At 73.7% G+C, this 21,935-nt stretch carries 16 protein-coding genes; 13 read left to right on the top strand and 3 right to left on the bottom strand.

The features are described from left to right. Positions 1-2: 2 nt before the first annotated feature. From malQ to ACFZAX_RS19725, 3 genes are all read right to left on the bottom strand, one after another. Complete coding sequence (malQ, locus tag ACFZAX_RS19735; protein ID WP_390963075.1) at positions 3-2,153, bottom strand: 4-alpha-glucanotransferase; 2,151 nt, start codon at positions 2,151-2,153, stop codon at positions 3-5. Then, a complete protein-coding gene (locus ACFZAX_RS19730; RefSeq protein ID WP_390963073.1) occupies positions 2,154-2,498 on the bottom strand; it encodes a hypothetical protein in 345 nt (114 codons plus the stop codon). A 243-nt stretch (positions 2,499-2,741) separates the two neighbouring features. Beyond that, complete coding sequence (locus ACFZAX_RS19725; RefSeq protein ID WP_390963072.1) at positions 2,742-3,278, bottom strand: HNH endonuclease; 537 nt, start codon at positions 3,276-3,278, stop codon at positions 2,742-2,744. A 316-nt stretch (positions 3,279-3,594) separates the two neighbouring features. On the opposite strand from ACFZAX_RS19725, the gene ACFZAX_RS19720 reads away from it, so the two are divergent. The 13 genes from ACFZAX_RS19720 to ACFZAX_RS19660 all read left to right on the top strand — a co-directional run bounded on the left by ACFZAX_RS19720 (position 3,595) and on the right by ACFZAX_RS19660 (position 21,808). Then, positions 3,595-4,659, top strand: coding sequence for a mechanosensitive ion channel domain-containing protein (locus ACFZAX_RS19720; RefSeq protein WP_390963070.1), 1,065 nt, complete (start codon positions 3,595-3,597; stop codon positions 4,657-4,659). 192 nt (positions 4,660-4,851) lie between these two features. After that, positions 4,852-6,075: an ROK family protein gene (locus tag ACFZAX_RS19715; RefSeq protein WP_390963069.1), complete on the top strand. Its 1,224-nt coding sequence runs from the start codon at positions 4,852-4,854 to the stop codon at positions 6,073-6,075. A 58-nt stretch (positions 6,076-6,133) separates the two neighbouring features. Beyond that, a complete protein-coding gene (locus tag ACFZAX_RS19710) occupies positions 6,134-7,465 on the top strand; it encodes an extracellular solute-binding protein (protein WP_390963068.1) in 1,332 nt (443 codons plus the stop codon). A gap of 6 nt (positions 7,466-7,471) precedes the next feature. Further along, positions 7,472-8,413, top strand: coding sequence for an ABC transporter permease subunit (locus ACFZAX_RS19705; RefSeq protein ID WP_390963067.1), 942 nt, complete (start codon positions 7,472-7,474; stop codon positions 8,411-8,413). Between the two features lie 3 nt (positions 8,414-8,416). After that, positions 8,417-9,313, top strand: a complete 897-nt coding sequence (locus ACFZAX_RS19700) for an ABC transporter permease subunit (protein WP_390963066.1) — start codon at positions 8,417-8,419, stop codon at positions 9,311-9,313. A 1-nt stretch (position 9,314) separates the two neighbouring features. Continuing rightward, on the top strand, positions 9,315-10,580 hold the full coding sequence (locus ACFZAX_RS19695) for a 6-phospho-beta-glucosidase (protein ID WP_390963064.1): 1,266 nt from the start codon (positions 9,315-9,317) through the stop codon (positions 10,578-10,580). Continuing rightward, positions 10,571-11,545: a BadF/BadG/BcrA/BcrD ATPase family protein gene (locus ACFZAX_RS19690; protein ID WP_390963063.1), complete on the top strand. Its 975-nt coding sequence runs from the start codon at positions 10,571-10,573 to the stop codon at positions 11,543-11,545. The genes ACFZAX_RS19695 and ACFZAX_RS19690 overlap by 10 nt, the downstream gene beginning before the upstream one ends. 265 nt (positions 11,546-11,810) lie before the next feature. Continuing rightward, positions 11,811-13,190, top strand: a complete 1,380-nt coding sequence (locus tag ACFZAX_RS19685; protein ID WP_390963061.1) for a hypothetical protein — start codon at positions 11,811-11,813, stop codon at positions 13,188-13,190. Positions 13,191-13,246: 56 nt separating this feature from the next. Beyond that, the gene (locus tag ACFZAX_RS19680) at positions 13,247-14,272 is read left to right on the top strand and encodes a transporter substrate-binding domain-containing protein (protein ID WP_390963060.1); all 1,026 of its coding nucleotides are present in this window, start codon (positions 13,247-13,249) and stop codon (positions 14,270-14,272) included. Between the two features lie 44 nt (positions 14,273-14,316). After that, entirely contained in the window at positions 14,317-15,690 is a 1,374-nt protein-coding gene (locus tag ACFZAX_RS19675) for a hypothetical protein (RefSeq protein WP_390963058.1), read from the top strand. Continuing rightward, complete coding sequence (locus ACFZAX_RS19670; protein WP_390963056.1) at positions 15,687-18,686, top strand: tetratricopeptide repeat protein; 3,000 nt, start codon at positions 15,687-15,689, stop codon at positions 18,684-18,686. The genes ACFZAX_RS19675 and ACFZAX_RS19670 overlap by 4 nt, the downstream gene beginning before the upstream one ends. 2 nt (positions 18,687-18,688) lie before the next feature. Further along, complete coding sequence (locus tag ACFZAX_RS19665; protein ID WP_390963054.1) at positions 18,689-20,320, top strand: protein phosphatase 2C domain-containing protein; 1,632 nt, start codon at positions 18,689-18,691, stop codon at positions 20,318-20,320. A gap of 150 nt (positions 20,321-20,470) precedes the next feature. Continuing rightward, positions 20,471-21,808, top strand: coding sequence for a VWA domain-containing protein (locus ACFZAX_RS19660; RefSeq protein ID WP_390963052.1), 1,338 nt, complete (start codon positions 20,471-20,473; stop codon positions 21,806-21,808). The last annotated feature ends 127 nt before the right edge of the window (positions 21,809-21,935 follow it).

Below are 21,935 nucleotides of genomic sequence, written 5' to 3'. Positions count from 1 at the left end.
GCCTAAGGACGCCGCGCGTCCGGGGGTGCCGTACGTGGGGTGCGGGGGGTCAGTCCGTCCATCAGGCGGTGCAGCCGGGGCGAGCCCGTGATCTGCTCCAACGTCAGGGGACGGCCCTCCCCGTCGGCGATCGGCAGGCGCCAGTTGGGGTACTGGTCCCAGGTCCCGGGGAGGTTCTGCGGGCGGCGGTCGCCCACGGTGTCCGGGAGCCAGATGCCGGTCAGCCGGGCGGGGGTGCGCAGCAGGAAGCGGTGCACGGCCCGTACGGCGGCCTCCTCGTCGCCCTCGCCCTCGGGCAGCAGCCGCAGCCGGGCCAGGCAGCCGAGCCACTCGGCGGTGCCGGTGGCGTCCTCCGCGAGTTCCTCCTCCAGGGTGCGGGTGAGCAGGCCGAGTTCGTGGCGGAGCCGTACGTGGTCGCCGGAGAGGCGGGCGGCGGTGGACGGCAGGTCGTGGGTGGTGGCCGTGGCCAGGCAGTCCTGGCGCCAGCGCTCCGGGGCCAGGGGGCGGCCGTCGCCCTCCCAGTCGCGTTCGAACCAGAGGACGGAGGTGCCTAGGACGCCGCGCCGGGCGAGCGCCTCGCGGACGCCGGGCTCGACCGTGCCGAGGTCCTCGCCCAGCACGACGGCCCCGGCGCGGTGGGCCTCCAGGACGAGGACGGCGAGCATCGCCTCGCCGTCCTGGCCGACGTAGGTGCCCTCGGTGGGCGGCTTGCCCTCGGGGACCCACCAGAGCCGGAAGAGGCCCATGACGTGGTCGACGCGGAGCGCCCCGGCGTGCGCGAGGAGGCCGCGCAGCAGGCTCCGGAAGGGGGCGTAGCCGGAGGCGGCGAGGGCATCGGGCCGCCAGGGCGGCAGGCCCCAGTCCTGGCCCCGCGCGTTGAAGGCGTCCGGGGGCGCGCCGACGGACATGCGACGCGCGTAGTGGTCCTGGCCGGCCCAGGTGTCGGCGCCCGCCGGGTGCACGCCGACGGCGAGGTCGTGGATGACGCCGACCTCCATCCCGGCGTCCTCGGCGGCCCGCTGGGCCTCGGCGAGCTGGATGTCGGTGAGCCAGGCGAGCCGGCTGTGGAAGTCCACCCGGTCGAGGAGTCCGGTGCGGGCGCGGGCGGTCTCCCGGGAGCGGGGGTCGCGCAGCGGCTCGGGCCAGGTGTGCCAGTCGGGGCCGTGCACCTCGGCCAGCGCGCACCAGAGCGCGTGGTCCTCCAGTGCCTGGCCCCGGGCGGAGAGGAAGTCGCAGTACGCGGCCCGGCGGCCGGGGGTCAGCGGCACCTGGTGGACGAGCTCCAGGGCCTGCCGCTTGAGCTCCCAGACGGCGTCCCGGTCGATCAGCGCGCCCTTGTTGAGTACCGCCTCCGAGAGTGCGGCGGCGTCCTGGCGGAGGTCGTCCAGCACCGCCCGGGCGCGTACCTGGCCGTACTCCGGGATCGACTCGACGTGCAGGTGGACGGGGTCGGGGAAGAGCCGCGAGGAGGGGCGGTACGGGGAGGGGTCGGTGGGGCGTCCGGGGACGGCCGCGTGCAGCGGGTTGATCTGGACGAATCCGGCGCCGAGGGTGCGTCCGGCCCAGGCGGCGAGGTCGGCCAGGTCGCCGAGGTCGCCCATGCCCCAGGAGCGGCCGGAGAGCAGGGAGTAGAGCTGGACGAGGAAGCCCTGGGCGCGGGCGGGGGGCTGCGGGGCGCGGGCGGGCGCGACGACGAGGGTGGCGGTGCCCTGCCGGTGGTCTGGGGTGCGCGCGGTCACCCGGTGGACGCCGAGGGGCGGGCCGGTCCACCAGACGGGGACGGCGGACGGCGGGGGCGCGTCCGGGACGTCGGCCTGCGCGCCGGTGACGCGCAGCCGGACCGGCTCGGGCGGCGCGGCGCCCGGTTCGGATTCCGGGGCGACCGTCAGGGTCGTCCCGATCGGCAGGGTGGCGAGGGCGGGCGGCAGCGGCTCGCCCGCCCAGACCACCACGGTGGGCGGGAGCAGCCGGGAGCCCGCCTTCGATTCGGCGGCGGCGAGCGACCTCCGTACGCCCTCCGGGGTGGCGGCGTCCACGCCCAGCGCGGCGAGCACGGCGGTGACCGTGTCGTCGGGGACGGGCACCGTGACACCGGCGGACGGGGAGTAGGACGTGGCGACGCCGTGCAGGGCGGCGAGCCGGGAGAGGCCCATTCAGACTCCTGGAGACTCCATGGCCCCCGCGACACCGGGGGCGGTCGGTTCGCTGGTGAGCGGAGCGGCGACGGCGAGCGGCGGCTCGCTCGTCAGCGGGGTGGCGTCGGCGAGCGGCGGTTCGCTGGTGAGGGGTGCGGAGCCGGCGGCCGGAGGCGAGTCGAGCGCGGCGGTGGGGCCGGTGCGGGGGGCGCCGGGGGGACGGGGGACGGCTGCGGGCGGGAGGGGCGGTTCACTGGTCAGCGGTTCGCTGGTCAGCGGTTCACTGGTCAGCGGCTCCGGGCCGGCCGGACCGGGGACCTGTTTGGACAGGGCGGGGAGCGGAAGACGCGCGGCTGCGGGCAAGGTGGGCCTCCTGGCTGTGGGAGCAGAACGGATGAGAGACCTACCCAGCCCTCGGGTGCGCAGACGTGAGGGTGGCACAGGTCCGATGCCGACGTCCTCAACGTGCCGTGGGTCATATCCCGTTCCCCCGGACGGCAGATTTGAGCCATTTTCAGCCAATCCACCTGCCCAGCCACCTGCCCTCACGACCCCGCCGCCACGATCCCGCCGTGGCCGTCCCGCGACCGGGGCGGCGGGCGGTGTTCACGCGGAGACGCCGTCGATCCGGGCCATCGCGTCGTCCGCCCCGAACGGCTGGAGGTAGGGCAGCCAGCGCGGGTCGCGGTGGCCGGTGCCGATGATCCGCCACGCGAGGCCGGTGGGGGGCGCGGGCTGGTGGCGCAGGCGCCAGCCGAGTTCGGGGAGGTGCCGGTCGGCCTTGACGTGGTTGCAGCGGCGGCAGGCGGCCACCACGTTCTCCCACGCGTGCAGACCGCCCCGGCTGCGCGGGACGACGTGGTCGACGCTGGTGGCGGCGGCCCCGCAGTACACGCAGCGCCCGCCGTCCCGGGCGAAGAGCGCGCGGCGGGTGAGCGGGACGGGCCCCCGGTAGGGGACCCGGATGAAGCGCTTGAGGCGGACCACACTGGGCGCCGGTACGGCGGTGGTGGGGCTGCGGAGGAGGGCGCCGGACTCTTCGAGGCAGACGGCCTTGTTTTCGAGGACGAGGACGAGCGCGCGGTGGAGCGGTACGACGCCGAGCGGCTCGTACGACGCGTTGAGAACCAGGACGTGCGGCACGGTGGATGCCTCCTTGTACGCCGGCGGCGCGTGGCTCGCGCCGGGACGATCCGCTCTCAGTCTCTCCTCATGGCCGGTCCGGGCGCCACCACGTGCGAGTAATGGGCCGAGCGGATTCCGCCCGACGGCCGCACGGACCGTGCCGTGTCCGCCCGTTCCCACCGGCCGGCCGGGTGCGGTCGGGCTGCGCGACCGAACGCGCACAAACGTGTGATGAAGGGATGAGATGCGTCTCTCGGCGGGCTGCGGACATCATCCGGGCCGCGCCCGTCGTTAACCTGGTTGATCAGCTGTCGCCCGTTCTGGAGGTCCCACCGTGTCCCCGTCCGTTCTGTTGGCCGCCGCCCCGTCGACCGGGTCGGGAGGCTCGCTCGACGAGGCCGCCCGGCAGGCCGGCGACGCCGCGGGCTGGGTCGAGCAGAACTGGTCCACCTGGCTGAACACCGGTCTGCGCATCATCCTGATCGCCGCCGTGGCGATCGTGCTGCGCTACCTGATCCGCCGCGCCCTCACCAATCTGATCGAGCGGATGAACCGCAGCGCCCAGGCCGTGGAGGGCACCGCCCTCGGCGGGCTGCTGGTCAACGCCGAGCGGCGCCGCCAGCGCTCCGAGGCGATAGGTTCCGTGCTCCGGTCGGTGACCTCCTTCCTGATCCTGGGCACGGCGGCGCTGATGATCCTGGGCGCCTTCGAGATCAACCTGGCGCCGCTGCTGGCCTCCGCCGGGGTCGCCGGGGTCGCGCTCGGTTTCGGTGCGCGCAACCTCGTCACCGACTTCCTCTCCGGCGTCTTCATGATTCTGGAGGACCAGTACGGCGTGGGGGACACGGTGGACGCGGGCGTCGCCTCCGGCGAGGTCATCGAGGTGGGGCTGCGGGTCACCAAGCTGCGCGGCGACAACGGCGAGATCTGGTACGTCCGCAACGGCGAGGTGAAGCGGATCGGCAACCTCAGTCAGGGCTGGTCCACCGCCGGTGTCGACGTGACCGTCCGGCCGACGGAGGACCTGGACCGGGTGCGCGCCGCCATCTCCGCCGCCACCGAGGTCATGGCGAAGGAGGAGCCGTGGAGCGAGCGGCTCTGGGGCCCGGTGGAGATCCTCGGCCTGGACGCCGTCCTGCTGGACTCGATGACCGTACGGGTCACCGCGAAAACCATGCCGGGCAAGGCGCTGGCCGTGGAGCGCGAGCTGCGCTGGCGCATCAAGAGCTCGCTGGACGAGGCGGGCATCAGCATGATCGGCGCGGTGCCGGCGCAGCCGGAGGCCGAGTCGAAGGCCGACCCGACGGCGGCGATGGCCGCCCCGTCCGCGTACGCCTCGGCGACCTCGCCGCAGTCGCTCGCGGCGACGCCGCTCACCCCGCCGAGCATCAGCAAGTAGCCGTACCCGCCAGTCAGGAGGGCCTTCGCGCACGCCGCGGAGGCCCTCCGGCGTGTTTCGGCCCCCTTCCGCGCTCCCTCCGCGGGTAACGCTTTCGTTGCCCGGCCTCCTCGCCATTGACGCCCCGGGTACGGACGCCTACCTTGCTCCCACCGGATAGGAAACTTTCCTAACAGAGGGCGGACCACTTCCATGGCAGGAACCACCCCGGGCACCGGCGTGCCCGGCACCCCCCGGCTGCTGCGTGCCATGAACGACCGCGCCGCTCTCGATCTGCTGCTGGAGCTGGGCCCGCTCTCCCGCACCCGGATCGGCAAGCTCACCGGTCTCTCCAAGCCGACCGCCTCGCAGCTGCTGGCCCGCCTGGAGGCGGCCGGGCTGGTGCGGGCCACCGGCACCACCGAGGGGCGGCCGGGGCCGAACGCGCAGCTGTACGCGGTCAACCCGGAGGCGGCGTACGTGGCCGGGCTCGACGTGAACGCCCAGCGCATCGTGGCCGCCGTCGCCGACGTCACCGGCGAGGCGGTGGGCGAGTTCGAGCTCCGCACCCCCGGCCGGGGCGCCGAGAGCGCGGTCGACCAGGTCGTCCGGGCGCTGGACGGTGCGGTGGAGCGGGCCGGTCTCGACCGGTCCGCGGTCCACCGGGTGGTGATCGGCACTCCGGGCGCCTTCGACCCGGGCACCGGCCGGCTGCGCTACGCCTCGCACCTGCCGGGCTGGCACTCCCCCACCCTCCTCGACGAGCTGGCGGCGGCGCTGCCCATGCCCGTGGAGTACGAGAACGACGTGAACCTGGTCGCGGTGGCCGAGCAGCGGCGCGGGGCCGCCCGGGGCCACGACGACTTCGTCCTGCTCTGGAACGAGGAGGGGCTCGGCGGCGCGCTCGTCATCAACGGCCGGCTGCACCGGGGCTTCACCGGCGGCGCCGGGGAGGTCGGCTTCCTGCCGGTGCCGGGTACCCCGCTCGTACGCCAGGTCGTCAAGGCCAACGCCGGCGGCTTCCAGGAACTGGCGGGCGCCCAGGCGATCCCCCGGCTCGCCGCGTCGCTCGGCATCGACACCCCGCAGCAGCCCTACCCGGAGGTGGCCGCCGCCCTGGTGACCCGTGCCGCCGCCGCGTACGGCGAGGACGAGCGGCTGACCGAGCTGCTGCGGAGTTACGCGCAGCGGCTCGCGACCGGGCTCGCCTCCCTGACGGCCGTGCTCGACCCCGGGCTGATCGTGCTGGCCGGCGGGCTGATCTCGGCGGGCGGCGAGCGGCTGCGGGCACTGATCCAGTCCGAACTCGCCGAACTGGCCGCCTCCCGGCCCCCGCTCGTCCTCGCCGAGACCGTCCGGCTGCCGGTGCTGCGCGGCGCTCTGGAACGCGCCCTCGCGGACACCCGCGACGAGGTCTTCGACACCTCCCGCCCCTGAACCACCCGCACTCCGTACCGCTGTCGCCTCTCCTTCACCGTCTTCAAGGAGCTTTGCCATGCGCAGAAACAGCCTCACCACCGCCGCCGTCGCGGTCGCCGCGATATCCGCCCTCGCCACCGCCTGCACGGGCCAGTCGAAGAGCGGTGCCACCGACGACCCGAACGCGAGGACCACCATCAACTTCTGGCACGGCTGGAGCGCGCCGTCCGAGGTCAAGGCGGTGCAGGACAACGTCGACCGGTTCGAGAAGGCCCACCCGAACATCAAGGTGAACGTCGTCGGGAACATCAACGACGACAAGCTCAACCAGGCGCTGCGTGCCGGCGGTTCGAACGGTCCGGACGTCGTGTCGTCCTTCACCACGTCGAACGTCGGCAAGTTCTGTTCGTCCGGCGCCTTCGCGGACCTGACGCCGTTCATCGAGAAGTCGAAGCTGGACCTGGAGAAGACCTTCCCGAAGGTGCTCCTGGACTACACGCAGTTCGAGGGCAAGCGCTGTTCGCTGCCGCTGCTGGCCGACGCGTACGGGCTCTACTACAACAAGGACGCGTTCGAGAAGGCCGGGATCGCCGCACCGCCGAAGACCCTCTCCGAGTTCGCCGCCGACGCGAAGAAGCTCACGGTCACCAAGGGCGACAGCTACCAGCAGCTCGGCTTCATGCCGACCTTCCACGGCTACGAGTCGGTGGCCGACCACTACCTGGGGTCCTGGGACCACACGTACTTCGACGCGGACGGCAAGTCGAACATCGCCAAGGACCCGGCCTTCGCCGAGATGTTCACGTACCAGAAGAAGCTGGTCGAGGACCTCGGCGGCTACGACAGGCTGGAGAAGTTCCGCGGCTCCTTCGGAGACGAGTGGGGCGCGAAGCACCCGTTCCAGACCGGCCAGGTCGCCATGCAGATGGACGGCGAGTGGCGGCTCGGGATGGCCGAGGAGGCGGGCACGGACTTCGAGATCGGGGTCGCGCCGATGCCCGTCGCCGACGACGAGGCCGACACCTACGGCAAGGGCTTCCTCTCCGGCACGATCATGGGCATCGCGCCCGCCAGCAAGAAGCAGAACGCCGCGTGGGAGCTGGTCGAGTTCATGACCAGCGACACCGAGGCGGTGGTCGACTTCGCCAACGGCATCAAGAACGTGCCCTCCACCTTCGCGGCGCTGAACTCCCCCGACCTGAAGTTCGACCCGCGCTTCAAGACCTTCCTGGACATCGCGCGGAACCCGCACTCCAACACCCCGGACGGGGCCGTCAACGGGGCCACGTACCAGCAGACCCTCCAGGACTTCGGCTACCAGTACGAGAAGGGCTCGGTGAAGGACCTCCGGGCCGGTCTGGAGAAGACCGCCGCGCAGATCGACACCGACATCGCCAAGGCCAAGTAGCCCGCGATGACCACGTACACACTCCGCTCCAAGCGCCGCAGGTCGGCGCTGCGCACGGTGGCGTTCCTGTCGCCCTGGCTGATCGGCTTCTGCTTCTTCTTCGCCTATCCGATGATCTCGACCGTCTACTTCTCCTTCACGAAGTACGACGGGTTCGGGGCGCCGGTCTTCAACGGGCTGACGAACTGGACGTACGTCTTCACCGACTACCCGATGTTCTGGCCGTCGCTGCGCAACACCCTCTGGCTGGTGATCGTCATGGTCACCTGCCGGGTGGTGTTCGGGCTCGGCATCGGGCTGCTGATCACCCGGATCAAGACCGCCACCGGGCTCTTCCGCACCCTCTTCTACCTGCCCTACCTCGCACCGCCGGTGGCCGCGACCCTCGCCTTCGTCTTCCTGCTCAACCCGGGGACGGGGCCGGTCGACTCGGTCCTGGGCGACCTCGGGCTGCCGACACCCGGCTGGTTCAACGACGCGACCTGGTCGAAGCCGGCGCTGACCATGCTCGCGGTCTGGGGCATCGGCGACCTGATGGTGATCTTCATGGCCGCGCTGCTGGACGTGCCCGTCGAGCAGTACGAGGCGGCCGAACTGGACGGCGCCTCCGCCTGGCAGCGGTTCCGCTTCGTGACCCTGCCGAACATCTCGCCCATCGTGATGTTCGCCGTGGTCACCGGGGTCATCCAGGCGATGCAGTACTACACGCAGCCGCTGGTGGCGGGGAAGGTGGCCTCCGGTGTGATCGGCGGCTCCGGGCAGTCCTTCGAGCCCGGCTATCCCGACAAGTCGACCCTGACGCTCCCCCAGCTCGTCTACAACCTCGGCTTCCAGCGCTTCGACTACGGCTCCGCCTGCGTCGTCGCCCTGGTCCTGTTCGCCCTGGCCATGGCCTTCACCGCACTGCTGATGCGGGGCCGCAACAACCTCGTCCGGGCCGGTGACTGACTCATGACCCAGCTGCTCGAATCCCCCGCGCCCGCCGTCCGTACCGCACGTACGGCCGCCGGCCGCACCGCCCGCCGCAAGGCGCTGCTGCAGTGGGTCGCGGTGCACTCGCTCGGCGTCGCCGCCGCGCTCTTCTTCGTCCTCCCGCTGGTCTTCGTGGTGCTGACCTCGCTCATGAGCGACCAGCAGGCGCTGACCCGCGACCTCACCCCCGACACCTGGGAGTGGGAGAACTACCGGCGGGTCTTCGACACCCCCGGCTTCCTCACCTGGTGGCGCAACACCCTCCTCTATGCCGGGGCCGGCACCGTGCTGACCGTGGTGTCCTCGGTGCCCGTCGCCTACGCGCTCGCGAAGTTCCGCTTCAAGGGCCGCAAGCTGTCGCTGATGCTGGTCGTCTCGATGATGATGCTGCCGCCGCAGGTCGTGATCATCCCGATGTACCTGTTCTGGGCCAAGCAGATGGATCTCTCCGGCACGCTCTGGCCGCTCATCCTCCCGATGGCCTTCGGCGACGCCTTCTCCATCTTCCTGCTGCGCCAGTTCCTGCTGACCATCCCGGACGAGTACCTGGACGCGGCACGGATCGACGGCTGCGGCGAACTGCGCACCCTGCTGCGGGTGGTGCTGCCGATGGCGAAGCCGGGCATCGCCGCCATCGCGCTGTTCCAGTTCTTCGCCGCCTGGAACGACTACTTCGGGCCGCAGATCTACGCCTCCGAGAACCCGGCCGCCTGGACGCTCAGTTACGGCCTGGAGTCCTTCAAGGGCGCACACCACACCGACTGGAACCTGACCATGGCCGCGACCGTTCTGGTCATGGCCCCCGTGATCGCCGTCTTCTTCTTCGCCCAGAAGGCATTCGTCGAGGGCGTCACACTGACCGGAGTGAAGGGCTGAAATGAAGCTCGCAGTCGTGGGTGGCGGGTCCACCTACACACCCGAACTGATCGACGGGTTCGCCCGTCTGCAAGGCACCCTGCCGATCGAGGAGCTCGTGCTCGTCGACCCGGCGGCCGACCGCCTCGACCTCGTGGGAGGCCTCGCCCGGCGGATCTTCGCCAAGCAGGGCCACCCCGGCACCATCACCACCACCTCCGACCTGGACGCCGGGGTGGAGGGCGCCGACGCGGTCCTGCTCCAGCTGCGTGTCGGCGGGCAGGCCGCGCGCGGCCAGGACGAGACCTGGCCGCTGGAGTGCGGCTGCGTCGGCCAGGAGACCACCGGCGCGGGCGGCCTCGCCAAGGCGCTGCGCACCGTGCCGGTCGTGCTGGACATCGCCGAGCGGGTCCGCCGCACCAATCCGGACGCCTGGATCATCGACTTCACCAATCCGGTGGGCATCGTCACCCGGGCGCTTCTCCGGGCCGGCCACAAGGCCGTCGGCCTCTGCAACGTGGCGATCGGTTTCCAGCGGAAGTTCGCCCGGCTGCTGGACGTCTCCCCCGCCGAGGTCCACCTCGACCACGTCGGGCTGAACCACCTCTCCTGGGAGCTCGGGGTACGCCTCGGCGGCCCCGACGGCGAGAACGTGCTGCCGCGCCTGCTGGCCGAGCACGGCGAGGCCATCGCCGCCGACCTGCACCTGCCGCGCGCGCTCGTGGACCGGCTCGGCGTGGTCCCCTCGTACTACCTGCGGTACTTCTACGCGCACGACGAGGTCGTCCGGGAGCTCGGTACCAAGCCGTCCCGGGCCGCCGAGGTCGCCGCGATGGAGAAGGAACTCCTCGCCATGTACGGCGACCCGGCGCTGGACGAGAAGCCCGCGCTGCTCGCCAAGCGCGGCGGCGCCTTCTACTCCGAGGCGGCGGTGGACCTGGCCTCCTCGCTGCTCGGCGGGGGCGCCCCCACCGTCCAGGTGGTCAACACCCTCAACAACGGCACCCTGCCGTTCCTCCCCGACGACGCGGTGATCGAGACGCAGGCCCGGGTCGACGGCTCGGGCGCCGTACCGCTCGCCGTCCCGGCGCTGGACCCGCTCTACGCCGGGCTGATCGCCCAGGTCACCGCGTACGAGGACCTGGCGCTGGAGGCCGCCCTGCACGGCGGCCGGGACCGCGTCTTCAAGGCGCTGCTCGCCCACCCGCTGGTGGGTCAGTTCGAGTACGCCGAGGGCCTCACGGACCGGCTGATCGCGCACAACCGGGAGCACCTCGCGTGGGCGTGAACGCTTCGGTCCTCGCCATCGACGCGGGGAACAGCAAGACGGACGTGGCGCTGATAGGCGAGGACGGCACGGTGCTCGGCACCGGCCGGGGCGGCGGTTTCCAGCCGCCCGTGGTCGGAATCCCCGCCGCGCTGGACGTGCTCGCCGCCGCCGTGGCGAGGGCGTTCGCCTCGGCCGGGGAACCGTCCGGTCCGGTCGCGCACGTCTCCGCCTGCCTCGCCAACGCCGACCTTCCGGTCGAGGAGGAGGAGTTGGCGGCCGCGCTGCTCGACCGCGGCTGGGGGCACACGGTCGAGGTGCGCAACGACACCTTCGCCGTGCTGCGCGCCGGGGTGGACGAGCCCCGGGGCGTCGCGGTGGTCTGCGGCGCCGGGATCAACTGCGTGGGCATGCTGCCGGACGGCCGCACCGCCCGGTTCCCCGCCATCGGCCGGATATCCGGTGACTGGGGAGGCGGTTCGGGGCTCGCCGAGGAGGCGCTCTGGTTCGCCGCCCGCGCCGAGGACGGCCGGGGCGAGCCGACCGAGCTGGCCCGGGCGCTCCCGGCTCACTTCGGGCTCGCCTCGATGTACGAGCTGATCGAGGCACTGCACCGGGAACACCTCCCGTACGAGCGCCGGCACGAGCTGACCCCGGTGCTCTTCGCGACGGGGGCCGCCGGTGACCCGGTGGCGCGCGCGGTCGTGGACCGGCTCGCCGAGGAGGTGGTCGCGATGGCCTCGGTGGCGCTGGACCGGCTGGGTCTTCTGGAGGCACACGTTCCGGTGATTCTCGGCGGCAGCGTGCTGGCCGCCCGCCACCCGGACCTGGACCGCCGGATCGCCTCGCTGCTCACCGCCCGCGCACCCCGGGCCGAGATCCGCGTGGTGGCCCAACCACCCGTGCTGGGCGCCGCGTTGCTGGGCCTGGACCACACGGGGGCGGCGCCCGGGGCGCACGCCAGGCTGCGCGCGCGGTACGTCTGAAGGGCGGGCCGGGGAGGCCGGCCGGTGTGCGCCCGTCGGCTTCCGCACCGCGTCGCCCGGGACGGCCCTGACGTACGGGAACCGATCACCTGTGCCGATCGTGTTCACAGCGGGGGCGGTCCGGTCACGGGCGTGAGGCTCAAGTCCGGTGCGAGATCCAGGTATTCCTGGTGGATGCCGGTCGCTGCGGCCATACTTCAGCCCGGGCGTCACTCCCCCGACCGGCCGGGGGCGGGAGCGCCGTCAGTGACGAGGGGGAAGCCGAGTGACACACCCGCCGATCGGGGGCCCGCCGCGACAGCGGGGAGCGGTGCGGGCCTCCGGCGTGCCCGCACAGCGGCGCGGGGCGGCATCCGCGCTGGCGGGACGGCTGCGCGACGCGGCGACGACCGAGCCGGGGCGACTGCGGCTCGTCGGAGCCGTACTCGCCCTGCTCGTCGTGGCCTTCGGGGCGGTGACCGCAGTGGAGGTCTCCGGGCGGGCCGCCGCCGCGGACGACGTGGTCAACCGCAGCCAGCCGCTCAGCGCGGACGCGGCGGCCGTCTACCGCTCGCTCGCCGACGCGGACACGATGGCGGCGAGCGGGTTCCTCGCGGGCACCCGGGAGCCTTCGAGCGTCCGCACCCAGTACGAGAAGGACATCCGGAACGCCTCCCGGCTGCTGGTGAAGGCGGCGGCGAACACCGGGGCCGGCACCTCCTCCGGCCGTGAGATCCGCACGATGAACGAGCTCCTCCCGGTCTACACCGGCCTGGTCGAGCGGGCCCGCGCCAACAACCGTCTCGGGCTGCCGCTGGGCGGCGCCTACCTCCGGTACGCCAACCAGAAGATGAGCGGCGAACTCCTGCCCGCGGCCGAGCGGTTGTACACGGCGGAGACCGGCCGGCTCGACGCCGACCAGCGCGACGCCCGGCAGTGGCCGCTCGTCGCCCTCGCCGCCGGGATCGTGGCCCTCGCCGTGCTGGCCTGGGCGCAGCGGCGCGACTACCGCCGGACCAACCGGGTCTTCAGCCGCGGACTGCTCGCCGCGACGGCCGCGACCGCCGCCGCGCTGGTCTGGCTGGCCGCCGGGCAGGCCCTGGCCAGGACCGAGCTGCACCACGCCATGGCGGACGGCCAGGCCTCGCTGGACGTGCTGAACGGCGCGCGGATCGTCTCCCTCAAGGCCCGCGCCAACGAGAACCTCACCCTGGTCGCCCGGGGCGCGGTGCTCACCGCGGACGGTTCCGCCGACCAGTACCAGACCGACTACACCGCCGACATGGCCACGCTCCGCACCGAGCTGGGCAGGGCGGGCGAGCTGGCGGACGACTCCGCCGGGAGCGCCCCGGTGAAAGCGGCCGTCGGCAGCGTGACGGAGTGGCAGAAGCGCCACGCCGACGCCCGGAAGACCGACGACGGCGGCGACTACGAGGGCGCGCTCGCCCTGGTGATCGGGGCGAAGGACTCCACCGGCGAGTGCTTCTCGAAGGTGGACGCCGCGCTGGAGACGGCCCTGGCCCACGAGCAGAAGCAGTTCGACGCGGCGGCCGGCAAGGGCCGCGGCGCCCTGGACGGGCTGCCGGTGGGGGCGGGGGTCCTGGCGGTGCTGGGAGCGGTCGCCGCGATCACCGGGATCGGCCGGCGACTCGGGGAGTACCGGTGAACGCGGACGGACCGGCGGGCGAGCCGGCAGAGGGAGGAGCGGTGGGAGGGGGAGCGATGGCACGGACCCGGACCGGCGGGAGCAGGCTGCGCGGCTGGGGCGGGGTGACGTCCATGGCGGTGGCCTGCGTGCTCACCGCCCTGTTCGCCCTGCTGCCGCTGACGCACGGCACCACCGGCTCCTTCGGCGGCGACCCGGGCCCGGGCGCCGCGAAGGCCGCTCAGGTGCGCGCCGAGACCTGCGACAAGCCCGAGGCGAGCCTGCCGCCGTCCCGGGACGACGGCCCGGGCGTCGCGCGGATCAAGGAGCGCGGCAAGCTCGTCGCCGGGGTGGACCAGAACAGCTACCGCTGGGGGTACCGCAATCCGGCGACCGGGAAGCTGGAGGGCTTCGACATCGACCTGGTCCGGGCCATCGCCCAGGACATCCTCGGCGACTCCTCCAAAGTGGTCTTCCGCGCCATCCCGACCAGCCAGCGGATCGCGGCGCTGGAGAGCGGCCGGGTCGACGTGGTGGTGCGGACGATGACGATCAACTGCGCGCGACTGAAGCAGGTCGCGTTCTCCACCGCCTACTTCCGGGCGGGCCAGCAGGTGCTCGCCCCGGTGGCCTCCGGCATCACCGGGTACAACGCCTCGCTGCGCGGGAAGCGGGTCTGCACCGCCGAGGGCTCCACCGCGTACGAGGCCCTGAAGAAGCAGTCGTACGGCGCGTTCTTCGAGGACGCGCACGACGGCACCGCCGGGGACGAGGACCGGCTGACCGTCCCCAGCCAGCTCGACTGCCTGGTGCGCCTGCAGCTCGGCGAGGTGGACGCGGTGGTGACGGACAACGCCCTGGCGGCGGGCCAGGTGGCCCAGGACCCGACGGTGGAGCTCAAGGGCGGCCCGTTCACGACGGAGTACTACGGCGTCGCCGCCAGGCTCGGCTCCGACGACCTGGTGGCCCGGGTGAACCAGGTGCTGGCGGACTACCGCAGCGGCGGTGCGGGGAGCCCGTGGATGCGTTCGTACCGCACCTGGCTGGAGGCCGGGCTGCCCGGCGTCACGGCACCCCCGGCACCCTCGTACCGGAGCAACTGATCCCGGCGGCCCACGGGCCGGCGGGGAGAGCGGAGAGGTGAGCGATGAGCGTCGCGGGACCCTTCCCCAGCTACGCGTCCAAGCCCCCGGGCCCCGTCATGGACCGGGACGAGGCGGACCGTGCGCTGGCCCGGCTCGGCGCGGAGCACGAGGCGATCGAGACCTCGCTCCTCGCCCTGCAGGACCACGCGGGCCGGCGCCTCCTGGAGGGCGCCGACCTGTCCGGGGTGACCAAGGAGCGCTGGGCCACCACCGAGCGGTCGATCACCCAGCTCTGGGGGTACTTCGACGCGTACGCCGGCGCGCTCTCCCGGGCGCGCGAGGTGCGCGCCCGCAGGCGTCACCCCGGCCGGGAGGACCTGGAGACGCTCACCGGGCTGCTCCGTGGACGGGAGATCACCGTGGCGCACGGCGCCGCGCCGCCCGACCCCTCGGTCGCGGGTCCGGCGCGGCTCGCGACACGCTTCTCGCTGGAGGAGCTGGTGAGCCGGATGAACACGCTCTACGCCCGCTCGCTCGACATGGTGGTGGCCTCCGACTCGGTCTGGTCGGCGCTGCCCGCGCGGATCGACCTGCTCGCCGCCGAGCTCCACCGCACCCGCTCGCTGGCCCACTCGGTGGGGGTGCGGCCGGGCGAGCACCCGTCCGGCGACGACCTGGAGTCGATCACCCGGGAGCTCGCCGAGCTGCGGGCCCAGGTGATCGCCGACCCGCTGGCGTTCTGGCTGCCGGGGCCGGGCAGCGCGGCGCCGGGCGGCGGACGCGCCGACACCGCGCGGTACGACCGGGCGGCCCGCGCGCTGGAGGAGGTGCGGCGGGAGATCGAGGCGGTCCTCGCGGTCCGGCAGGACGCCGAACACCGGCTCGCCCGGCTGCGGGACGTGCTCTCGCGGGCCGACCGCACGCTGGCCGAGGCGCGGACCGCCCGGGGCGAGGTGCTGGCGAAGATCGCCGCTTCGGAGGTGCCCGCCGTCAGCGGTCCGCCGACCGCGCTCCAGGAGCGGCTGGCCGCCGCTTCCGAGCACCGTCGGCACGCCCGCTGGCACCGGCTCCCGCCGCTCCTCGAACAGTTGGAGCGGGAGGCGGAGGAGGAGCTGCTGCGCGCCCGTGAGTCGCTGACCTCGGTGACCGCCCCGCTCGCCGTGCGCGCGGAGCTGCGGGGCCGGCTCGACGCGTACCGCGCGAAGGTGGCGCGGCACGGGCTCGCGGAGGACCCGCTGCTGATCGAGCAGTACGACGCGGCCCGCCGGATGCTGTGGAGCGCACCCTGCGATCTGCGGGTCGCGGACCAGGCGGTGCTGCGCTACCAGCACACGGCCGCGGAGATGACGGCGCCGGGCCGGACGCCCCCGCCCGAGGACCGGCGGTACGACGCGCACGACCGGCACGGCCGGCACGACGAGCGGGAGACCCGATGAGTACCCGGTGCCAGCGACCCACGTGCGAAGGCGCGTACGAGGACATGGGCGAGGGAGAGCTGTACTGCGACACCTGCGGTCTGGCTCCCGTCGTCTCCCCGACCGGCATGGTCGCCTCGCCGCCCACCGGCATCGCGGGCGGCGCCTTCGCCGCGCGCGGCGGCGACTCGGCGTCCGCACCGGCCGGTTCCCGCGCCTCGGGCCGTGCCTCCTCGCGTTCGTCGACCTCGCGGCGGTCCGTCTCGGGCCGGCTCTCGCGGGGTCTGTCCGGCGGCGCGGGGACCGTGCCGTCGGTGTCGGTACGGTCCTCCGGCGCGTCGGGCGGCTCCTCCGGCCGGGGCCGGCTGGGCGCGGGCCTGGTGCAGGTGCCGGACGTGCCGCGCCCCGATCCGCGTGCGGCCGTGATGGCGCACGCCGAGGTCCCCGAGCGGAAGCGGTTCTGCTCGCGTTCGGACTGCGGGGCGCCGGTGGGCCGGGCGCGCGGCGACCGGCCGGGCCGCACCGAGGGGTTCTGCACCAAGTGCGGGCACCCGTACTCCTTCGTACCGAAGCTGCGCGGCGGTGACGTGGTGCACGGGCAGTACGAAGTCGCGGGCTGCCTCGCGCACGGCGGGCTCGGCTGGGTGTACCTCGCGGTGGACCGGGCCGTCTCGGACCGCTGGGTGGTCCTCAAGGGCCTGCTCGACACCGGCGACCAGGACGCCATGGCGGCGGCCATCTCGGAGCGCCGCTTCCTCGCCGAGATCGAGCACTCCAACATCGTGCGGATCTACAACTTCGTCGAGCACCTCGACCAGCGGACGGGCTCGCTGGACGGCTACATCGTGATGGAGTACGTCGGCGGCAAGGCGCTCAAGGAGATCGCCAACGACCGCCGCACCCCGGCCGGGAGACGCGATCCGCTGCCGGTCGAGCAGGCGTGCGCGTACGGGATCGAGGCGCTGGAGGCGCTCGGCCACCTGCACAGCCGCAACCTCCTCTACTGCGACTTCAAGGTCGACAACGCGATCCAGACGGAGAACCAGCTCAAGCTGATCGACATGGGCGCGGTCCGCCGGATGGACGACGAGGAGTCGGCGATCTACGGCACGGTGGGCTACCAGGCCCCCGAGGTCGGGGAGGTCGGTCCGTCGGTCGCCTCCGACCTGTACACGGTGGCGCGGACCCTCGCGGTGCTCACCTTCGACTTCCAGGGCTACACCAACGTCTTCGTTGACTCGCTGCCCGACCCGGAGAACATCGAGGTCTTCCGGACGTACGAGTCCTTCTACCGGCTTCTGGTCCGCGCCACCGACCCCGACCCGGCGCGGCGTTTCGCCTCGGCGGAGGAGATGGCCGAACAGCTGACGGGGGTGCTCCGGGAGGTCGTGGCGCTCCAGTCGGGCCGCCCGCGCCCGGCGCTCTCCACCCTGTTCGGCCCGGAACTGCGGGTGACGGACACGGAGTTGTTCGCCGAGCTGACCGGTGACGTCTCCCTCCTCGGCGGCCGTGGCGCGCAGGCGGCGGGACGGGCGGGACGCCCGAGGCGGCGCGGGAAGCCCCCCGCGGGGGCCCTCGCGGGAGCCGTCCCGCCGGGCGCGGCGGCTCCGGGCACGGTCGCCCCCGGCGCGGCGGCTCCGGCGGTGGCGGCGGCACTGCCGGTGGGCCCGGGGCCGTACGGCGGTGTCCCCCCGGCCCGCACCGGAGCGGTCGGCCCGCAGCCCGGCGGGTACGCACCGGCCCCGGGGCACGCGGCGCCCGCCCCGCACTCCCAGCCGTCCGGATACGCGGCGCCCTCTCCCTACTCCCAGCCGTCCGGGCACGCGGCGCCTGCCCCCTACTCCCAGCCGTCCGGGTACACCCCGCCGGCCGGGTACCAGCCCTCGGCGGCGGCGCTCACGGCCGCGCCCACCCACACGAACGGGTCGGTGGGCGGCCGTCCGCCGGCCGGCGGGCAGTCCCCGTACGTGCCGTCGCAGCCGGTGGCTCCGGCGTACGCCCACCCGGCGGCAGCCGTTCCGGTCCCGCCGCCGGGGGCGGGACCCGCGCCGTCCGGAGCCGGGCCGTGGCTCGGCGGTCTCGACGCCGGTGCCACCGCGCTCGCCCTGCCGGTGCCGCGCGTCGACGCGAGCGACCCCAACGCCGGTTTTCTCGCCGGGGTGATGGCGGCGGCTCCGCAGGAGCTGATCGGCGCGCTGCGCACCGTACCGGCGCCCTCTCCGGAGACCAGGCTGCGCGAGCTGCGCGCCCTCCTGGAGCTGGCGGAGTACGGGGCGGCCGGCCACGTGCTGGGCGAGCTGGAGGCCCGGTACCCGGCCGACTGGCGGGTGGTCTGGTACCGGGGGATCGTCTCCCTGGTGACCGGTGACCGCGAGCACGCGGCGCTCTCCTTCGACGCGGTGTACGACGCGTTCCCGGGCGAACCGGCACCCAAGCTGGCGCTCGGCGTCTGCGCGGAGGTGCTCGGGCAGCTGGACAACGCCGCCGACTACTACCACCTCGTCTGGACCACCGATCCGAGCTTCGTCAGCGCCGCGTTCGGGCTCGCCCGGGTGCGCTTCGCCGCAGGGGACCGTACGGGCGCTGTACGGACGCTGGAGTCGGTGCCCGCCGCGTCGATCCACTTCACGGCCGCCCGGGTCGCCTCGGTCCGCGCGCGGCTGCGCGGGCGCGCCCCGGGAGAGCCGCTGGCGGACGACCTCGCCTCCGCTTCGGACCAGATCACGGAGCTGGCCGGACTGGGGCTGGACGCGGTGCGCCGCGAGCGCCTCTCGACGGAGGTGCTGGGGACCGCGCTGGACTGGGTACTCTCCACAGGACCCGCCCGTCCGTCCGCGGGTTCCGCGCTCTCGGGGCCGGGCGCGCGGACGCTGCTCGGCAGCGAACTGGACGAGCGGGGGCTCCGGTTCGGGCTGGAACGCGCTTATCGGATGCTCGCCAGGCTGGCTCAGCAGGGCGACGAGAGGATCGAACTGGTGGAGCGGGCCAACCGTTTCCGCCCCCGGACGTGGGTGTGAAGATGTCACGGATCCACCAGCAGGCGGCTCCCCTGCCGGCCTGCCCCAGCTGCGCGGAACCGCTGGAGCAGGGCGACCTGTTCTGCGGCGCCTGCGGCTACGACCTGTCGGCCGTGCCCGAACGGCCGGGCGACCGGCCGACGATGGCGATCACCGCCCCGCCTCCACCCCCACCGGCAGCACCACCGGCCCCGCCTGCCCCACCCGTACCGCATGGTGCGCCCGTACCGCATGCTTCGCCGGGGGCCCCGCCGGCTCCCGCCCGGCCGGGGGCGGTTCCGGGTGCTGCGGCTCCGGCTCCGGTCCAGTGGCCGCCCGCGTCCGAGACCGACACCTCGGACCAGCCCGCGCCCGTCCACCGTCCGGCCGACCTCCCGGGCATCGACTCCGCGGGCCACCCGTTGTACGCCCGCGCGGCGGCGGCCCCCGCCGCGCCCGCCGCCCCGGTGGCCCCGCCCGCCGTGCGCCACGACGACCGGGCGGTACCGGGACAGCGCCCCGGCCAAGTTTCCGGCTCCGCCGGACCCGGCTCGGCCGAACCCGACTCTTTCGATCCCGGCTCCCTCGGCCCCGGCTCCCTCGGCCCCGGCTACGGCTCGGGGGACTTCGAACTGGCAGCACCGGGGTCCGCCCCCGAGGGCGTGCCCGCCACCGACCCGCGCGCCCCCGGGACCGTCACGACTCCCGCCGCGGGTACGAGCGCCCCGGCCGGCACCAAGCTGTGCGTCGCCTGCCGGGCCGGCCGGGTGGACACCGACGGGTACTGCGAGACCTGCGGCCACGCCCAGCCGCGCGAGCGCGACCACATGGAGCGGGAGCTCGGCCCGGTGGCGGCGGTCAGCGACCGCGGGCTGCGCCACCACCGCAACGAGGACTCCTTCGCCGTGTCGACGACGGCGCTGCCGGACGGTTCGCCGGCCGTCGTCGCGATCGTCTGCGACGGGGTGTCCTCCGCGCACCGGCCCGACGAGGCGTCGGCCGCCGCCGCGTACGCCGCCGACGCGTCCCTCCTGGAGTCGCTGCCGCGCGGCACCCACCCGCAGCAGGCGATGCACGACGCGATCGTCGCGGCCTCCCGGGCCGTCAACGCGCTGGCCGAGGAGCAGGAGGGCGCGACGGAGCACGACCCGCACCGCCACCAGAACGCCCCGGCCTGCACCCTGGTCGGCGCGATCGTCGCCGCCGGTCTGCTGATCGTCGGCTGGGTCGGCGACAGCCGCGTCTACTGGGTGCCGGCCGACCGTGGCCTGCAGCCGGCCCGGCTCACCGAGGACGACTCCTGGGCCGCGCAGATGGTGGCGGCGGGCCTGATGAGCGAGGAGCAGGCGTACGCGGACGAGCGGGCCCACGCGATCACCGGCTGGCTCGGCGCCGACGCCTACGAACTCGACCCGCACACCGCGGCGTTCAAGCCCGACCAGCCGGGCACCGTGGTGGTCTGCACCGACGGACTCTGGAACTACGCGGAGTCCGCCGAGGAGATGGCCGCCGCCCTGCCCCGGGACGCGGGCGAACGCCCCCTGCACGGCGCCCGGGTGCTGGTGGGGCACGCGCTCGACGGCGGGGGCCACGACAACGTAACAGTGGCGCTGCTGCCGTTCGCCGTACCGCCGGCCGGGGCACACTCCGGCTGACGGGCTCCCGGGCGCTCCCGGCCGTTTCCGGCTGGTTCCCACCTCTTCCCACTGCTTCCCACTGCTTGTGGACCATTCCCCGCCTTGGTCACCGACCGTCCGCCGCACACCCGTATCCGTCCCTCCGGTGGGGCATCGAGGAGCCGCTCCATGGCCAACTTCTCCAAGTCGCAAGCGCCGCGGTTCTCCGTCGACGTGTACCAGAACAGCTACCTCCCCGAGGGGGGCCGCGAGGTCAACGCGATCGTCACCGTCACCTCCACGGGAGGCGGTACGACGGGTGGGGTGCCGCTCGCCGGGAACGCGTCCGCGTCGAACACGGCGGTCGTGCTCATGGTCGACTGCTCCGGGTCGATGGAGTACCCGCCGACGAAGATGCGCAACGCCCGGGACGCCACCGCGGCGGCCATCGACACCCTGCGCGACGGCACCCTCTTCGCGGTGGTGGCCGGTACGCACGTGGCGAAGGACGTCTACCCGGGCAACGGCCGCCTCGCCAAGGCAGACCGCCTGACCAGGGCGCAGGCGAAGGACGCCCTGCGCGGGCTGGGCGCGGGCGGCGGCACGGCGATCGGCACCTGGCTCAGGCTCGCCGACCGGCTGTTCGGCACCACCGGGGTGGGTCTGCGGCACGGCATCCTGCTGACCGACGGGCGCAACGAGCACGAGGCGCCGGAGGATCTGCGGGCGGCGCTGGACGCCTGTGCGGGCCGCTTCACCTGTGACGCCCGGGGCGTCGGCACCGACTGGGAGGTGAAGGAGGTCACGGGCATCGCCTCCGCCCTGCTGGGCACCGCCGACATCGTCGCCGACCCGGCCGGGCTGGCCGCGGACTTCACGCGGATGATGGAGAACGCCATGGGCAAGGAGGTCGCGGACGTGGCGCTGCGGCTCTGGACTCCGGTGGACACCGAGGTCCTCTTCGTGAAACAGGTCGCTCCGTCGGTCGTCGACCTGACCGGGCGCCGGACGGAGGCGGGGCCACGCGCCGGGGACTATCCGACGGGTTCCTGGGGTGACGAATCCCGCGATTATCACGTGTGCGTCAGGGTTCCCCAGGCCCGGATCGGCCAGGAGATGCTGGCGGCGCGGGTCTCCCTGGTCCTCCCCGGTCCCTCGGGCGGGGGCGCTCCGGAGACCCTCGCGCAGGGGCTCGTACGGGCGGTGTGGACGGACGACCTGGTGGCGTCCACGGCGATGAACCCGCAGGTCGCGCACTATACGGGCCAGGCCGAGCTGGCCCGGGTGATCCAGCAGGGACTCGACGCCCGCAAGGCCGGGGACCTGAACGGGGCGACCGCGAAACTGGGGCGCGCGGTGCAGCTCGCGTCGGTCTCCGGCAACGAGGACACCGCCAAGCTGCTTTCGAAGGTGGTCGACGTGGTCGACGCCGCGACAGGTACTGTGCGACTGAAAGCGAAGGTCGCGGAAGCGGACGAGATGACACTCGAAACGCGCTCCACCAAGACCGTTCGCGTCAAGAAGTAGCAAGAGAACGACACAGACGAAGCCGAGCGACAGAGTCGTCCGCACGGCCGAGGGCGGACCCTCCGCCCCGCCGCGCGCACGGCGATCGACGAGCATGACGGCCCCCTGGGCCGGACGAGGAGAGGGG

The organism is Streptomyces sp. NPDC008125 (assembly GCF_042957125.1).
Classification (GTDB): domain Bacteria; phylum Actinomycetota; class Actinomycetes; order Streptomycetales; family Streptomycetaceae; genus Streptomyces.
Note: the sequence above shows the minus strand (reverse complement) of the source record. Positions and strands in the feature narration are given on the sequence as shown.

Coding starts and splice junctions, on each gene's coding strand:
- malQ (WP_390963075.1), bottom strand. CDS start 2,153: ATGGGCCTCTCCCGGCTCGCCGCCCTGCACGGCGTCGCCACGTCCTAC.
- ACFZAX_RS19715 (WP_390963069.1), top strand. CDS start 4,852: ATGGCAGGAACCACCCCGGGCACCGGCGTGCCCGGCACCCCCCGGCTG.
- ACFZAX_RS19710 (WP_390963068.1), top strand. CDS start 6,134: ATGCGCAGAAACAGCCTCACCACCGCCGCCGTCGCGGTCGCCGCGATA.
- ACFZAX_RS19705 (WP_390963067.1), top strand. CDS start 7,472: ATGACCACGTACACACTCCGCTCCAAGCGCCGCAGGTCGGCGCTGCGC.
- ACFZAX_RS19700 (WP_390963066.1), top strand. CDS start 8,417: ATGACCCAGCTGCTCGAATCCCCCGCGCCCGCCGTCCGTACCGCACGT.
- ACFZAX_RS19695 (WP_390963064.1), top strand. CDS start 9,315: ATGAAGCTCGCAGTCGTGGGTGGCGGGTCCACCTACACACCCGAACTG.
- ACFZAX_RS19680 (WP_390963060.1), top strand. CDS start 13,247: ATGGCACGGACCCGGACCGGCGGGAGCAGGCTGCGCGGCTGGGGCGGG.
- ACFZAX_RS19675 (WP_390963058.1), top strand. CDS start 14,317: ATGAGCGTCGCGGGACCCTTCCCCAGCTACGCGTCCAAGCCCCCGGGC.
- ACFZAX_RS19670 (WP_390963056.1), top strand. CDS start 15,687: ATGAGTACCCGGTGCCAGCGACCCACGTGCGAAGGCGCGTACGAGGAC.
- ACFZAX_RS19665 (WP_390963054.1), top strand. CDS start 18,689: ATGTCACGGATCCACCAGCAGGCGGCTCCCCTGCCGGCCTGCCCCAGC.
- ACFZAX_RS19660 (WP_390963052.1), top strand. CDS start 20,471: ATGGCCAACTTCTCCAAGTCGCAAGCGCCGCGGTTCTCCGTCGACGTG.